The 16732-nt window shown below is 38.9% G+C and carries 14 protein-coding genes; 5 read left to right on the top strand and 9 right to left on the bottom strand.

Going from position 1 to position 16732, the window contains the following annotated elements; translation table 11 throughout:
* The first annotated feature begins 18 nt into the window (after window positions 1-18).
* Window positions 19-1089: a histidinol-phosphate transaminase gene (gene hisC, locus GM552_RS00495; RefSeq protein ID WP_155564805.1), complete on the top strand. Its 1071-nt coding sequence runs from the start codon at window positions 19-21 to the stop codon at window positions 1087-1089.
* Window positions 1090-1159: 70 nt separating this feature from the next.
* Entirely contained in the window at window positions 1160-2701 is a 1542-nt protein-coding gene (locus GM552_RS00490) for a carbohydrate porin (RefSeq protein WP_155564804.1), read from the top strand.
* A 66-nt stretch (window positions 2702-2767) separates the two neighbouring features.
* On the opposite strand, the gene dhaL is transcribed toward GM552_RS00490, so the two are convergent.
* From dhaL to GM552_RS00465, 5 genes are all read right to left on the bottom strand, one after another.
* Window positions 2768-3412, bottom strand: a complete 645-nt coding sequence (dhaL, locus tag GM552_RS00485; RefSeq protein WP_155564803.1) for a dihydroxyacetone kinase subunit DhaL — start codon at window positions 3410-3412, stop codon at window positions 2768-2770.
* 5 nt (window positions 3413-3417) lie between these two features.
* Complete coding sequence (locus tag GM552_RS00480) at window positions 3418-4422, bottom strand: dihydroxyacetone kinase subunit DhaK (RefSeq protein ID WP_230880972.1); 1005 nt, start codon at window positions 4420-4422, stop codon at window positions 3418-3420.
* A 29-nt stretch (window positions 4423-4451) separates the two neighbouring features.
* Window positions 4452-5207 (bottom strand): SDR family oxidoreductase, encoded by a 756-nt coding sequence (locus GM552_RS00475; protein WP_155564801.1) that lies wholly within the window; start codon window positions 5205-5207, stop codon window positions 4452-4454.
* An 18-nt stretch (window positions 5208-5225) separates the two neighbouring features.
* A complete protein-coding gene (locus GM552_RS00470) occupies window positions 5226-6503 on the bottom strand; it encodes an MFS transporter (protein WP_231504039.1) in 1278 nt (425 codons plus the stop codon).
* 64 nt (window positions 6504-6567) lie between these two features.
* Window positions 6568-7683 carry an alcohol dehydrogenase catalytic domain-containing protein gene (locus tag GM552_RS00465; protein WP_155564800.1) on the bottom strand — a complete coding sequence of 372 codons (1116 nt, stop codon included), beginning with the start codon at window positions 7681-7683 and terminating at the stop codon, window positions 6568-6570.
* Window positions 7684-7892: 209 nt separating this feature from the next.
* Between GM552_RS00465 and rpiB the strand changes: the two genes are divergently transcribed.
* A complete protein-coding gene (gene rpiB, locus GM552_RS00460) occupies window positions 7893-8351 on the top strand; it encodes a ribose 5-phosphate isomerase B (protein ID WP_155564799.1) in 459 nt (152 codons plus the stop codon).
* A 67-nt stretch (window positions 8352-8418) separates the two neighbouring features.
* Here the strand turns inward: rpiB and GM552_RS00455 are convergent, their stop codons facing one another.
* Window positions 8419-8742, bottom strand: coding sequence for a DUF1971 domain-containing protein (locus GM552_RS00455; RefSeq protein WP_155564798.1), 324 nt, complete (start codon window positions 8740-8742; stop codon window positions 8419-8421).
* Window positions 8743-8813: 71 nt separating this feature from the next.
* On the bottom strand, window positions 8814-9869 hold the full coding sequence (locus tag GM552_RS00450; RefSeq protein ID WP_196424808.1) for a Gfo/Idh/MocA family protein: 1056 nt from the start codon (window positions 9867-9869) through the stop codon (window positions 8814-8816).
* Between the two features lie 288 nt (window positions 9870-10157).
* On the opposite strand from GM552_RS00450, the gene GM552_RS00445 reads away from it, so the two are divergent.
* Together GM552_RS00445 and GM552_RS00440 are read left to right on the top strand one after the other, a co-directional pair.
* Window positions 10158-11201, top strand: coding sequence for an NAD(P)-dependent alcohol dehydrogenase (locus tag GM552_RS00445; RefSeq protein ID WP_155564797.1), 1044 nt, complete (start codon window positions 10158-10160; stop codon window positions 11199-11201).
* Between the two features lie 88 nt (window positions 11202-11289).
* Window positions 11290-12561 carry an MFS transporter gene (locus tag GM552_RS00440; protein WP_230882712.1) on the top strand — a complete coding sequence of 424 codons (1272 nt, stop codon included), beginning with the start codon at window positions 11290-11292 and terminating at the stop codon, window positions 12559-12561.
* A gap of 98 nt (window positions 12562-12659) precedes the next feature.
* Here GM552_RS00440 and GM552_RS08900 read toward each other — a convergent pair whose 3' ends face one another.
* Together GM552_RS08900 and pbpC are read right to left on the bottom strand one after the other, a co-directional pair.
* Complete coding sequence (locus GM552_RS08900; protein ID WP_230882711.1) at window positions 12660-14207, bottom strand: hypothetical protein; 1548 nt, start codon at window positions 14205-14207, stop codon at window positions 12660-12662.
* Between the two features lie 182 nt (window positions 14208-14389).
* A complete protein-coding gene (gene pbpC, locus GM552_RS00425) occupies window positions 14390-16720 on the bottom strand; it encodes a peptidoglycan glycosyltransferase PbpC (RefSeq protein ID WP_196424807.1) in 2331 nt (776 codons plus the stop codon).
* Window positions 16721-16732 lie beyond the last annotated feature (12 nt).

Below are 16732 nucleotides of genomic sequence, written 5' to 3'. Positions count from 1 at the left end.
TTAAATAGGTATATCCTTATGCAAAATCGTTATTGGAGTTCTTTTGTCAAAAATTTAGTTCCTTACACACCTGGGGAACAACCCAAGGTAAATAATCTTATCAAACTTAATACAAATGAAAATGCGTATGATATATCCCCCAGCGTATTAAAAGCCATACAGGCAAATACCAACAATTTATTAAAATTGTATCCCGATCCTACATCCCAGGCCCTTTGTCAATCCTTGGCTGATTTGCACCATGTCCAACCAGACCAGGTTTTCGTCGGCAATGGCTCTGATGAGGTGCTTGGATTTGCCTTTCATGCCTTATTAAAACATGAAAAACCTGTTCTCTTTCCAGATATAACCTATAGTTTTTACCCTGTTTACTGCAATCTTTTCAATATTGACTATAAAACCATTCCCTTAACCGGAAATTTCAAGATTGACCTTGAACAATATGATGCAGAAGATGCTTGCGGGATCGTCATTGCCAACCCCAACGCTCCAACTGGCTTGCTGATTGACCAGGAGACAATCCGGCATTACCTTGAAACACACCCTGAACAAATTGTTATTATCGATGAAGCCTATATAGATTTTGGTGGAAAATCGGTCATTCCCCTTATCAATCAATTTCAAAATCTTCTTGTTGTTCGAACTTTCTCGAAATTTCACGCCTTTGCAGGATTACGGGTTGGTTATGCAATTGGAAACACACAATTAATTGAGGGTATTAAACGTGTAAAGGACAGTTTTAATTCATATCCCTTAGATCGATTGGCACAAATTGGTGCGATTGCATCAGTAAAAGACATTCAATGGTCTGTTAATAATGCCCGACAGATTATCAAAAACAGAGATTACCTGATCAACGCCCTTTCTGAATTAGGATTCACAACTCTCGATTCAAAATCAAATTTTGTTTTTACATCTCATCCCGAGATATCTGGTGAAAAACTTGCAATTCAGTTAAGAAAAAATAAGATTTTGGTAAGACATTTTAATCTTCCACGCATTCAAAACTGGCTTAGGATAACAATTGGCACAGAAAAAGAATGTCAAATCCTGATACAGGTCATAAGCACAATAATATCAACTAATTGACAATACAAAATAAATAAGATTAACTTAAAATTTATATTAGTAACAATCATTTGAAATGAGGTGTGTTATAATGTCTCATCCCTATTCCCAGCTTTTTTTTTCAAAAAAAAATGATTTATCCAAAATTGTTTTAATTAATTTTGTTATATATCAAGCGCTGATTAATCAACATTCTGCATATGCGGTTGGAAATTCCCCTATTGTTAATCAGGGCGCATCTCCATCAACAAATATTAGCGGTGCAACCCCGGTAAAAAAATCCCCTCCACCAGCCACAATCCTTGATAAGGATACAGGTCAGGCACCCGAAAACAACGATATGTTATTGGGAAATATTTTGGGATTACGTTCCCTTATGGCACAATATGGTCTGACCCTCACCCTGGTGGATGTCAATGAGGTATGGGGAAATCCTTATGGGGGGATCAAGCAGGGTGCTGCCTATACAGGTTTGACCACAGTTACCTTGAACTGGGATCCCGAGAAAGTGACAGGAATTAAGAATGGTCTTTTTAACATTAGCGCCCTGCAACTTCGAGGACGGGCTTTTACGGCAGAAAATATAGGAGCCTATAACTCTACCAGTGGTTGGGAAGGCGATCGCTCGACACGCCTATGGGAACTATGGTATCAACAGGGGTTTTTCGATAATAAAATGACCATTCGCATCGGGAAATTAAGTTTGGACCAAGAGTTTAACATCAGCGATTATGCAACGCTATTCATTAACTCCTCTTTTGGATGGCCCATGATTCCATCAGTCAATACCTATAGTGGAGGAATTGACTATCCCGTTGCCTCTCCTGCAATCCGTTTCAGTTTTCAACCCAATGATCACTGGACGGACCTTTTTGCAGTTGCGGACAGTAATCCCAACAATGTTTCTTTTTGCAATCCATCCGGACCATTTACCTGTGATCCGTATTCCAAGCATCAATCAGGAACACATTTCAATTTTACTACCGGGGTATTCATAACCAATGAAATTCAATATCATCTGAATCCTGGCAATGAAGATGATGAAAAATATACAGCTTATCCTGGAACTTATCGGTTGGGAGCCTATTTTGATAGTTCAAAATTCCCGGATCAACGTTATAACAGGGATGGGGATCCATTAGGAAATCCGGACAATCCCCAAACAATGCTCAACCATCGCCACACCTGGTCAGTTTATGGAATTATGGATCAAATGATATGGAGAAACCCGGGAAACAAAAAAGAATCTCTTGGCATATTTGGAAGAATGCAAATCAGCCCAACTGACCGCAGCCCCATCAATTATGCAGGAGATGCAGGGATTGTCTATAAGGGACTTCTCAATCGGGAACATGATTCCCTAGGTTTTGGCTGGGGATTTGCCCATACTGGCAACCGTGCCAGACATTATGACCGTGATTACCGCAATTTTGCGGATCCATACTGGTGTGTTCGAAAAACAGAACATCATATCGAGCTCGCCTGGCAAATACAGGCCACATCATGGCTAGAGCTAAAACCTGATTTTCAATATGTCTTCCGTTCCGGTGGAGGATTAAATCTTGAGGAAAATAGTAAAAAGAAAATTCCAAATGCCGCCATTTTTGGATTGAGATCTACGGTCAACTTTTAAAAAAAGGTTATATACATTATCGATAAATCGATAATGTATATAACTTGTATTTTATTTTTTTAAAATTTAGGAAATTCTTTTCGAAATACTGTCCGCAAGTTGCGTTAACAGCAAACAGCAAGAAGTTGCACCAGCATCCAAAATGCCTTTTGAACGTTCACCCAAACGACTGGCACGACCTATTTTTGCAACAAGATTGCGGGTGGATTCCTTACCATCATGTGCTGCCTGTTTCATAATAATCAAAGCTTCATGAAATGTTTTTCCGGATTCATTCGCTTTTTTGAATCCTTCAATTGCAGGCATTAAAGTATCAACCAAACATTTATCACCCTGTTTGGCAGAACTAATTTCCTGTAATTCATGCAACCCTTTTGAAAGCATTTCCTTGAATTCATTTGAATTCAAGGTATTTTTACCTTGAATTGCCTCAGCCCATCCAGCAAAAATACTGCCATATAAAGGCCCCATTGAACCACCAATCCCCTCCATCAGGGAATCACTTAATATTTCAAAGGCTTCTGACAATGATAGATTTTTCCCATCAATACGATGTTTGCAAATGTTAAATCCCTTTGCCATATTGATCCCATGATCACCATCACCGATCGCACCGTCAATCTCACTTAAATAATCACGGTTATTCACGATACAGCTGATTAGATCATCAACAATCTCGGTACCATTTTCAATCTTAGCCACTTCTGTCATGCCATTTACTCCTGTACCAAACCCAAAGAACGTGCAGGAACATCAATCAGTTTTTTTAATTCCGCATCTAATTTCATAACGGAAAGCGTCACACCCATCATTTCAAGAGAAGTAAAATAATTTCCTACATAACAGCGATGGATCTTGACATTTTTAGCCTTCAAAAGACGTTCAACCTCTGCATAATAGATATAAAGCTCCATAACAGGTGTTGCTCCAAGGCCGGAAACCAGCACGACCACTTCAGATCCGGGTTCAAAAAGACCTTCCTCCATGATTGGATGAAGCATGGTTTCCGCCATCTCTTTTGCCGTTTCTATAGGAACAACCTTGATTCCAGGTTCACCATGATGGCCAATACCCAATTCCATTGTTCCTTTTTCAATATGGAAATTTGGTTTTCCAACTGCAGGAATAGTACAAGAACTCAAGCCAACCCCAATTGAACGACAGTTATTTATTGCTTTTTGGGCAGCGGCAATAACACCATCAAGATCATATCCTTCGGCAGCGGCAGCCCCACCAATTTTCCACATAAGGATTTCACCCGCAACACCGCGGCGTTTCTCTATTTCACTGGCCGGTGCGGAAGCGACATCATCATTGGCAACAACTGTTTTGACTGTAATACCAGCGGCTGTGGCCTTCTTTATTGCCATCTTGACATTCATATTATCGCCAGCATAATTGCCATATAAACAAGCAACACCAGCACCTGAATCTGCGGCTTTCATCGCATCCAAAAATGCACCAGCAGTGGGAGAAGAAAAAATTTCCCCAATTGCAACCGCATCAACCATATTTTTACCCACATATCCCAGAAAGGCTGGTTCATGACCGGAACCGCCACCTGTAATAATGCCAACTTTACCTTTTTTTTCTGAACCTGAATATTTTAGAACTCTAGAATTATCCGTTTTTTCAAAAAATTCTGGATGGGCGACGACATATCCCTCGATTGCATCTTCAACGACTAAATCTGGATCATTAATAATTCTGTTCATTGTCATTATTTATTCTCATTATTTTTTATTTCTTTTTATTGAATGGTAAATCCACCATCAATGACTAAATTAGCACCATTCACAATAGATGCTTCAGAGCTGGCAAGATAAACAGCTGCAGCGGCAATCTGTTCGGGTTCAGCAAAACGGCGCATGGGAATTTGTGCCTTCATATCCTCACCAACTTTACCTGCCCATGCTTTTTTCCCAAGTTCCGTCAAAACAACGGTTGGAGAAATCGCATTAACATTGATCCCATGAGGTCCCCATTCCAATGCCAATACATGTGTCAATCCAATAACACCTGCCTTGCTGGCACAATAAGCAGCATGTTTTTGCAAGGCGATAACCCCCGCCTGTGAAGCCATATTAATAATGGATCCACTCTTTTGTTTTAACATCACGTTTCCCACTGCCTGGGCAACCCAATAGGTACCAGTTAAATTAATATTAATAGTCGCATTCCACATTTCCTCACTGAGCGTTTCAGCTGCATCAAGCAAAGCAACACCCGCACAATTTACAGCAATATCTATACGACCAAAATGATCAACAACTTTTTTTACTGCCTGATCAACCTGTTTTTTATTCGTTACGTCAACCTGGATACCAATAGCATTATCTGGACCTAGATTTTTTGCAACTTGGTCAATGGTATCAAGTCGGTCCAACAACGCTACCTTTACACCTTTTTGTAAAAAAGTCCGAACAATCTCGTTTCCAATACCGGCAGCCCCCCCGGTAACAAGTGCAGTTTTACCTGATAAATCAAACATTTGATTTGTTGACATAAATCTCTCCTTAATAGGCTATAATGTTTCTTCTATTGCCACACCAACTTCTCGATCAATTGTTTCATTTTTATATTGTTGAACCTTGACAAAAATCATTAATGCTGCAGCAACAAAATAGAGCCCGATATAAATATACATCACCCCGAAATTACCAATGATCCCTTGAAAAAGCATGACAATTGCATAACCAAAAAAGTAACTCATTCCTGCACCAAAATTAAGAATTGACATGGCCGCACCCTTATTTTCAGGGGCAAGATTTGGCATAATGGCTGATAACGGAACAAATGCTGCAAGCAATGCACCATATACAGCGGCGCATATTTTTATGGTGAAAAGATCCGCATGAATAGAAATGCAATAGGTATATGCCATAACGCTCAATGCACAGCCTATACAGCCAAACCACATAACAACGTTACGCCACCCCAATTTGTCACTTGCGGCCCCAAAGATAAGATTGAATACAACATTACCCATCCATAAATACACGGCAACCTCAAGCCACGCATTTTCAGCATATCCCATACCGAATAAAAAAGTTGGCATAAAAACTGAAAAACCGTATGCGGCACTTGTATTAATCATCCGAACAAGACCACCAATCCCCACTTTTGGTTTTTCATAAACAATCGTTAAACCTTTTAACAAATGTTTTAATGAATGGGTTTCATCATCTTCTGGATAATTATTTTGTGCAGATTTTTTTCCACTTAGACTCAGTGCAATAACAGCACCTACAGCAACAAAAATCAATGCCGTCCACAATAAATGAAGGTTTTCCATGTGGAAATAATAAAGCATAATATTTGAATAGCCAGTTCCCAGAACGGAAATCCCACCTGCATAAACAAGCCAGAACATACCGACAGCACCTCCCAACCGTTCACGGGGAGCCTCATATGCAACTGAAACTAGAAAACCATAAGCGAATAGAGGATAAGCAAGTCCCCGCACTGCATAGGTAGGCAATATAACGCTAAAATTATAAGTTGGAATACCAAAAACCAAAAAAAGAAATGACCCTACAAAAAAAAGGACAAGTCCAATGGTCATTACTTTCCGAACCCCGAAAATCTCTGCCAAAACACCTGAAAGCCATGATGAAATGGCAACCATCAATCCATAAACCGTGAAAATGGTAGAAGCCTGATGTGCAGTTAGACCATGCTGTTGTAAAAAGGGAGACAACCAGTTCTGTTCCAGCCCTTCACCAGCCATGAAAATTAATACTCCAAAATAACCCAACATCAATTTTGGAGAAATGAAAAGTCTCTCTATGACTTTGTTCACGCGCAGGCCTCCCTCTTAGTAAATAAATTACTTTCAAATAATTAGATGGCTAAAATTCAATAAATTATAAATTTGGATCGAGTACGACCTTTAAAGAACCCACTCCTTTTTTCATTATGTCAAAAGCTTCCTTAAAATCCTTTAATGGGAAAACATGCGTTACAACGCCCTCCGTTGGAAAATCGCCATTTTGTATTCCCTTGATCACCATGGGATAGCAATAAGGACCCAAATGTGATCCCAAGACATCCAACTCCTTACGATCGCTAATGATACTCCAGTCAACCGATACCGGATCTTTGAATACAGAAAATTCAACAAAACGACCAAGTTTGCGAATCATTGACAGACCCTGTTCTACTGATTTGCCTGCACCCGTAGCTTCAATATAAATATCGCAACCATATCCTTCGGTCATATCCTTGATTTTCTTAACGACATCTTCACGGGCTGGATTCATCACGATATCAGCACCGAATTTCTTAGCCAATGCTAAACGATCATCATTCAAATCAAGAACAACCAGTTTGTCGGGACCGGATTTTTTCAATGCACCAATCATACCTAAACCCAGAGTGCCCGCACCAGATAGTACCACAAAATCTCCCAACTTAACGCTTGCACGTTGCACGGCATGTAATGAACAGGCATATGGTTCAACCAGAACAGCCTGTTTCATGGGAAGATCATCTGGCAAATGATAGTTAATCGCTTCTTTAGGCAATTTTATATATTCTGCCATGCCGCCATTAACGTTGTTTTGAAAACCGTAAAGATCGTGTTTTTCACACATCCAGTATTCACCACGTTTACAGAAACGGCATTCCCAACAAGGAACAATTTGTTCGGAAATAATACGGTCATTCAGTTTGAAATCTTTGATTTTATCGCCATAGGCAACAACATGCCCAATAAATTCATGACCGGGTATCATAGGAGCCTTAATATAGGCAGGTTGCTTTTCATCCCCCCAAAAACTTGGCGCCCCATCAAATGCTTTGGTATCCCCAGCGCAAATTCCACATGCCTCTACTTTAACAAGAATTTCTTCAGAACCAATTTGTGGTACAGGAACCTCTTCCAAACGGTAATCATGTGGCGCATAAGCAACAATTGCTTTCATTGTCTTGGGAATATTATCTATTTTCGTAATAGAAGATTTACCGTTTTTTTCCATCATTTTTCTCTGCTCATCTGTAATGTTTACTATGATGATCAGCCAGAATATATTCAAAAACAAATAAACTTCTTGTGATCTTTTAATCTAAATTACTTGTATATTTATTGGTGAAAAACTTTATAAAATACATGCCATAAATGGGAATCTTTAAAAATATTTTAATACACCAATACAATGAAATATTTTAAAAAATTTTAAGGAATATAAAAATGCCTTCTATTGCTATCGGCTGCGATGATGCTGCTGTTGACTTAAAAAATAAAATCGTAGACTGGCTTCAATCCAACAATATTGAAGTGACAGACTACAGTAGCGATTCCAATCGCGATTCAAATCTGTATCCGGATATTGCCTGGTCTGTAGGACAGGCAATCAAGTCCGGCAAACATGAAAGAGGGATTTTGATTTGTGGCACTGGAATAGGAATGGCAATTGTTGCAAATAAGATACCCGGCATTCGTGCGGCTCAATGCCATGATACCTATTCCGCCGAACGGGCCAGAAAAAGCAATGATGCACAAATCATCACATTGGGTGCCCGTGTTATCGGTGAAGAACTGGCAAAAACAATCCTTCAGGCCTGGCTTGATTCTGAATATGAAAAAGGTAGATCAGAGCCTAAGGTAAAAAGAATTGCGTATTACGAAGATAAAGCAATTTCCGAGTAATCCTACATAATTCCATAGACTATTAATTGGTATCGATTAAAAGTCTATGGAACAGGAGATCCTCGTATCAATCATTTGACGAAACTGTATAAAAAGATAACTGACAGGTCATATCCTCACTGCAGGAAGCGATTTTATGATATTGGCGTGGCTTTATCATTTCAGGTTGATGCACAACTGAATATTCACTTTCTTTCTCAATTTCTTTTTTATCATTCAAAAATTCCATTACCAAAGATCCTGATAATATCTTTAATTTTGCCCAGACACCCTCTTTTGTATTATGGCATTCCTTGAAAGATTTTGGTAAAGTTTTTACATTCCATATTGGCAAAGTTTTATAGCAAACCAATTTACCATCCCCATAATTCTGTTTTACAGCATTCATCATTTCCTCATTATCTATTAAAAATAATCATGATTTAGATTCTATACTTAAATATATTCCAATTTGTTACAAATTTACTCAATTTTATTATCAGACCTATAAAAATCGGGACATTTCAAGACGGGTATTGCAATTTCCTGACCTTTTTTCTGAGATTCAATACAGAATTCGGCCACATAAGTCGCCATATATCCCCGCCATGCATCCGGACCTTGTAATTTTCCAACCAGACATTCATTAATGAATTCCTGTATTTCAATATTATAGGCTTCCAAAAACCAATCCTGCCAATTTGCCAAAATTTGATCATACCGTTTTTCATGCTGGCATATTGAAACAGCAGCAGGAGCGGGTAAGCTGGCCACACCTTCTTCACCCACAATTTCACATTTGATATCGTAACCATATTGACAGTTTACAAATAATTCCACATTAATTCTGATTCCTGATTGGGTTTCCAAAAGTGCAAACTGAGGATCCTGCAAGCCTTTTGGCGCTTTTAATGTTTTACGGATTGGAATCATACTTACGGTAACAAATTCATCGTTCAACAACCAACGAAATATATCCAGTTCATGAATTAAGGTATCCGTTATAACCATTTCAGATGTAAAATTCTCTGGACACTCCTGATTCCTATGTGCCGCATGTATCATCAGGATCTGGCCTAATTTTTTATCTTGAATGATTTTTTTCAGTTCTTGATATCGCCGATCATAAGAGCGCATAAATCCAACCTGAACTAAACGTTTTCCATATGTTTGCTCAGTCTCGATGATCGCTTGACATTCCTCGATTGTCGTTGCCAGCGGCTTTTCACAAAAAATGAATTTTTTTGCCTCAATGCCAGACAATATATATTCCGCATGGGTTTTACCTGAAGAGGCAATGATAATTGCATCCACCTCTTTCGCTTGAATCAAATCGTTCCCTGATTCATATGCTTTAGCATCCAATCCATATGTGGAAATGGCATTCTGTGCAGATTTTTTATCAATGTCACTGACAGCAACAACCTCGACTCCTGATAAAAAGTTCGTACATCGTTTGATATGATCCTGACCAATAGCTCCAGTACCAATGATTCCAATCTTTAACGTTTTGTTACCTGATATTTGTTTAATCATCATCGAACTCTTTTCTTGGATTTTTTATTTAAACAAAATGACAAAAAAATAAATAAAATATTTCTGTCATTATCCAATTAAATGTAATAGTTATATAAACTACTGAACTGTAATAACAATAAAACTATTTATAATTACGAACAAATATTTTTTTATTAAAAATTGCTATTTCAATCTTTTATAAATAGAATGAAATTACTTTGAAATAACACATTTGTTATTTTTCATACTTACGGAATATTGGTAACATAATTGTGTATTTTATATATTTATTCCAGTAAGGAACATTTCATGGCTCAAGCTCTTGTACTTGAAGAAAAAGGCAAATTAAGTATCCGTAACATTGATTTACCCTCTACAGTAGGGGATAATGACGTTAAAATAAAAATACGTAATGTTGGTATTTGTGGAAGTGATGTACATTACTACACACATGGAAAAATTGGCCCTTTTATCATAAATCAACCAATGGTGCTCGGGCACGAGGCTTCCGGTATTGTTATTAAGACAGGCAAAAATGTTGAAAATTTAAAGGTTGGGGATCGTGTATGTATGGAGCCCGGCATACCCAATCCACACTCACGCGCAACAAAACTCGGTATTTACAATGTTGATCCTGACGTCGTGTTCTGGGCAACCCCACCCGTTCATGGATGCTTAACGGAAACGGTAGTACATCCCGCTGCTTTTACATTTAAACTGCCCGACAACGTATCTTTCGAGGAAGGTGCCTTTGTTGAACCTCTTGCCATTGGCGTTCAGGCTGCCGTAAAAGCCCGATTAAAACCTGGCGATATCTGTTTAGTGACAGGATGTGGTCCAATTGGCATTCTGACCGCACTTGCCGCACTTGCCTCTGGCGCAAGCAAGGTTTTCATCTCTGATCTTGCTCAACCCAAACTGGATATTGCCAAACAATATCATGGCATTATCCCAATTAATTTGAAAAATGAATCCGTAGAGGAAAGAGTCAAGGCGGAATGCGGTAAAGACTGGGGGGCAGATGTCGTTTTTGAGGCTTCAGGACATCCCTCCGCTTATGATACCGTATTGGCCTGTGTCCGCCCTGGTGGAACCATAGTATTTGTAGGGATGCCCGTTGACAAGATCCCCTTTGATCTTGTTACTGCACAAGCAAAGGAAATACATATGGAAACAATATTTCGATATGCACATGTTTATGACCGGACCATTAATCTGATTGCTTCTGGAAAGATTGATATCAAGCCATTAATTTCTGGAGTTTATCCATTCTCAAAAAGTATCGAGGCTTTTGAACGGGCCGCATCAGCACAACCTGCTGATGTAAAATTGCAAATTGAAATGCCCGAATAAGATTCTTCTGAATTTTATTCCGATACAAAGCCCGAAATCAATTCAATTCGGGCTTTTTTTATAAACTTATCATGCTCAAAGATTACTTATGAATAATATCCAAACAAAATCACGTATGATGATGGGAATGCCAGTCTCTCTGTTTTGGGGGTATATTGCCATTGCCCTTTTCATGATTGGCGACGGTCTTGAACTGAATTTCCTTTCCAAATACATTGTTACACTGGGATTCGCAGAAAAAAAAGTCAGCCTTATTTTTGCTGCTTATGGGTTAACCGCTGCAATTTCAAGCTGGCTTTCTGGCGTTCTAGCTGAAACATTTGGTGCAAAAAAAATCATGATGGTTGGTGCCATTACATGGATTGTTTTTCACGCAGCCTTTATGCTTTTCGGAGTTATACCTCATAACTATTACATGATGTTGCTATTCTATGGTCTACGCGGTTTTGCTTATCCCTTATTCTTTTATGCATTTTTCTATTGGGTTGTAAAAGAAACCCCTGATAGCCAGCTTGCCTCGGCGGTGGGGTGGATCTGGTCCATGTTCACCATAGGGTTTGGCATTCTCGGAAATTTGTTACCGATTTATTCTGTCCGTTACTTTGGCGAGATCAACACTTTATGGCAATCCATAGGCTGGGCAACTGCAGGTGGTGCAATCGCCTTTTTCCTTCTCAAGGCGCCCGTTATAGAAAAGAAAAATCATCAGATTCATTCATTCAAACACAAATTTAAAGGTATTATCCAAGATCTCTCACTCGTTTTTTATAATCGTGATCTGTCAATTGCACTCATAACCCGTGCAATCTGTAACTTTTCCCTTTTTGGTATTCTTGCGGTCGTAATGCCTATTTTCTACACGTCTGAACATGGTGGACATTTTACGGATGAACAATGGAAAATTATCAGCCTTAGTATATATCCAATCCAACCTTTTACCAATGTTCTATGGGGCATTATCGGCGATCGTATTGGTTGGTTAAAGCAAATGCGATGGGCGGGATTTATAGGATGTGGAACGGCAACCATCCTGCTTTATTTTATTCCGGTCTGGTTTCCCGGAAATATATGGGCTAGCATATGCGGAATCCTGTTTTTTGCCCTGACCATTACAGCCTTTGTTCCAATGGGAGCCATTTTTCCAATGTTAACACCTGAACATAAAGGGGCAGCCGTATCCATCCAAAATCTTGGTGGTGGTCTAAGCAATTTTGGCGGACCCGCTTTGGTTTCTCTCATTCTTTTTACAGGATTGGGACATTTTAGCGTCTTCATAATTTTTGGTTTCTTATATTATTGTGCGGCAATCATGACCTATTTTATCCGCCTCAAACAACCCGGTGTTGATAAACCTTTTTAATTACAATTAACGTAACAACAATCAGCAATCACCCGGACGCTATATAACAATATAACCATATTAGGTTAATACCCCTAATATGGTTAAACAATACACGACTAATTTATTTTACCTTTTTCCCTATAACGATCATTACGAACATAAATGTAAGAATCCGTTGCAATATGGGTATAATCATTTTTCAAAACTATCAATACGCAACTCAAGAACTGATCTGGCATATATTTGCCCCATATTATTGATGGATCATAATAAATAAGTGGTGGCTTATTTTTAGGCAAATCTTTACAAAGGTCCCGTTCATAATGGTGCCAAGGATGTGAAGCGTAGTCTGTCTCCCATGGTAAATAAGCGTGATATTTTTTTATGGGCAAACGGTTAGCCAAAATATAAATATCTGGATTATAAGGTATAGATAATATTCTTTCGTTTTTATCAACGTAAAACCAAATTGCTTTCGTGTCTTCATTATATCCTTCACGAAAGGCATGCCATTGATAGGCATTACGTTGTCGCTTGTCTAAAATATTGGGAGAGGTTACTGCATATTGATCAATGATAAAAAAGATGCAAAAAGTTGAAATGACAGAGAAAAACAGGGAAATATCCGGCTTAACTTCCGTTGATTTTACAAAAGCAACGATTATTAAGGTTACAGAAGCAATAAGGAAAGCACCATTTTGAAACAGGATACTTCCTCGAGCCTGCAAACCCAGAATCCCGCACAATACAAGACATGCACTTATTTTATATTTTCCTTTTGCAACCAGGATAATCCCCCCAAAACAAAACGAAAATAAAGCAAATGTTTCAACAATATGATTAGAGGAAAAAGATGGGATCAAACTTAGAAAAAAATTGCTTAAATTGAAGGGAATGTATCGTGCATAATTCATTTGGTTGGTGATGAAATGAAAGGCAACCATTCCACCTATATCCCCATATATACCTAACCAGACAAGCATCATAATGATAGATGTCAAACACCCCGACAAACTTGTCGCGAATATCGAAACATATTTTCTATGATCTATACAAATTCCATTGATAACAACAAGAAATAAAATAAAGGCGGTTATTACAAAAGGATAGGCAATAAAAGGCAAAAGCGTGATAAAAAATCCTCCTGTAAAGGCCTGTATCCGTGACGGCTTTATGTCATAAATAATGGGAATAACAAGAGTGACCAAACCAATAGCTGCAAAACACCCACCTAATGTCCAATAATTATCAAGATATAAACCCTGTATAAGCCAGACACTTGAAATGAAACCAAACCACAAAGCGGTTACAAGATAACGTTGCCAAAAATGATGAAAAATTGGGGAAAAAAATAAACACAGGGCAACTAGCATTGCGCTAAACGAAGAAATAAGTCTCAACAGCCATACTTCTGAGAAACCAACAATTAATCCCATCATCCATGTCAGCATATAAATTACGGGACCATGATAATCTATATAGTCCCTGTAAAGTTTGTCCTCTCTATGAATGGCTTGTGCACCTACAAAATGACCTGATTCGTCTGTAAATCTTAAAAAACCTAAACCCTTTATATTTTCATATAAAAATAATACAAAACATAAAATTAAAAACAGGAATGAAATAATGGATGCCTTGTTTTTTTTAAAATGATTCGGATACATATCCAATAATTCTCTTTGAAATTATTACTTGTGTATAACAATTGTTTTCCACGATTATAGAAAAAGATACAAGATATTTTCTTGAATGAAGATGATCTATACCAAGGCCATAAATATGATTTCAAATTGTCAATGAATCCATTTATTTTTTACCTGATAGTATATCCTATGAATTCATGCCTTTAATTCAACGTAAATTCAGCAAGAGCCGTTTTTCCCATTTCATCCATTACCGTCAATTGTTGCTTTCCATGATTATGAAAAACATGATCAAAGCTTTGATTTCCATCAGTTTCCTGAATAAGATAACCATTTAGGAACCACCATTTTTTCTTTGTACCCCCAAGGGCAGATAATTTTAAAGTTAACGGATGCATATTGCTGGGAGGCAACTGTAAATGGTCTCCGTTTTTTACACCTATAATGGACAAGGAAGAAGATTCCATCAAAGATAAGGAGGGACAGGATAAATCCTGTGTGGGCAGACGATTGTGACGCTGTTCTGTAAGGGGCAACCAAGGTTCAAGTGCGATTGGCCACAGATCAATTTTTTTTTCAATGGCTCCTGGACAATCAGACGATACTTGGAATCCTCGTTCATTGATCCATACCGTTTGGCTGATACCCGTTCCTAACGGTTGATCGGCCATTTCCAAAGTGGGTGGAACTATATGGTTTATAATCCATGCGGTCCTTTTTTGTCGGCAATTTTGATCCCTATCAGGCAATATCTGTCCAGATGGCCAACATATCTGTGCAACGCTTACTGTTGCCGGCTCATGATCTTTAATACTATATGAAAACGTCTGTGAAGCTTGGTTTCTGACCATATCATATACTTGAAATAATAAGGGGGTTGCGGAAGCTATTCCATATTGGCCTGCCACAGGTGTTCCATCAGGTCTTCCAATCCAGACCCCCATTATATGATGTCCGCCAACGCCAACAGCCCAAGCATCCCTATATCCGTAACTTGTCCCTGTTTTCCATGCCAAATGATCCTGCTGAAAAATCTGCCGATCAAAATTACTGTCCAATGGACTTTCACCTTCCAGAATTTTCCGAATAACCCAGGCTGAACCTTCAGACAATAATGGCCGTTCACTCATGGATCCATTATTCTTGAAACGTAACATTGCAACCTTCCCCTTTCTTGCGAACGCGCTATAAGCTGTAACAACATTTTCCAAAGACGTGCCAATCCCGCCAAGAATAATTGCCAAATTTGGTTCAACCATTTGAGGTAGTTTTAATCCAATGCCGGCACCTGTTAATTTGCCATAGAATTTTCTGGCTCCATAAACTTCCAACACTTGTACAGCTGGTAAATTAAGTGACCTTCGCAATGCCTGGCTTACTGAAACGGGTCCAACAAATGAAGAAGAAAAATCCTCTGGCCTATAATGACCAGATTGTCTTGGTACATCCTGCAATAAGGATTCAGAATGGATAAGCCCTTCATCCATGGCCAACCCATAAAGAAAAGGCTTTAATATTGAACCGGGTGAACGGATAGCGGTTACCATGTCCACATAACCAAAACGCTGTTTATCCTGTAAATCTACAGAGCCGAGATAGGCCTTAACCTGCATTGTCGCTGAATCCACCACCAAAATGGCAGCGGAATTATGCGGTGGCAAACGGTTTTTCCAATTTTCAAGAAGTTCCTCCAAATGACGTTGCATATCTATATTGATAGTGCTATGGATGACTGCATCTTTGTTCTGAAATGATAATCGTCTCGCCAATAAGGGAGCCAATTGTGGTATCTGACGTTCACTTAATAAAACATTTTCCCCTTTAATTTCCTCAATATCCCTCTTTGACCATACCTTGAATTGAGCCAGCCGCTCCAGAACTTTGTCACGGGCCTTCTTGGCACGCTCAGGATAACGATCTGGTCGTAAACGGCTGGGCGCTTGTGGTAGAACAGCCAGCAAGGCTGCCTCTCCTTTGGTAAGTTGATCCGGTGGTTTACCAAGATATGTCCAACTTGCCGCCGCAATACCCTCTACCATTCCCCCATAAGATACATGATTTAGATAAATGGTTAGAATCTGTTCTTTATTCAAATGCCATTCAAGTTGCAACGCACGGAAAATCTGCCCAATTTTTCCCAAATAAGTATGGGGACAGGGATCAACAATACGGGCAACCTGCATTGAGAGCGTACTACCACCCGATACGATATGATGATGATAAATATCTTGTCCAAAAGCCCTGCCCAAAGCGACAGGATTAATGCCGGGATGATGATAAAACCACCGATCTTCATAGGCTAACAAAGCCTGAATATAATATGGAGAAACCTGTTGGATGGTAACAGGATAACGCCAGACCCCTTTTTGATTGGTAAAACGCCATAATGGCGTTCCATCCTCTGCCAAAACGACACGAGAAGAACTGATATTTGGTAAAGGAAGAGGGTTGGTTTTATCCGCTATAAATAACCCAATGCAAATAAATAAACAGAATATTACCCCTTTTCGGTAAATCTGACCTATCACACGCACTATACACACCAT

This window comes from Commensalibacter sp. ESL0382 (genome assembly GCF_009725775.1).
Classification (GTDB): domain Bacteria; phylum Pseudomonadota; class Alphaproteobacteria; order Acetobacterales; family Acetobacteraceae; genus Commensalibacter; species Commensalibacter melissae.
This window is presented reverse-complemented; position numbering and strand designations above follow the sequence as displayed.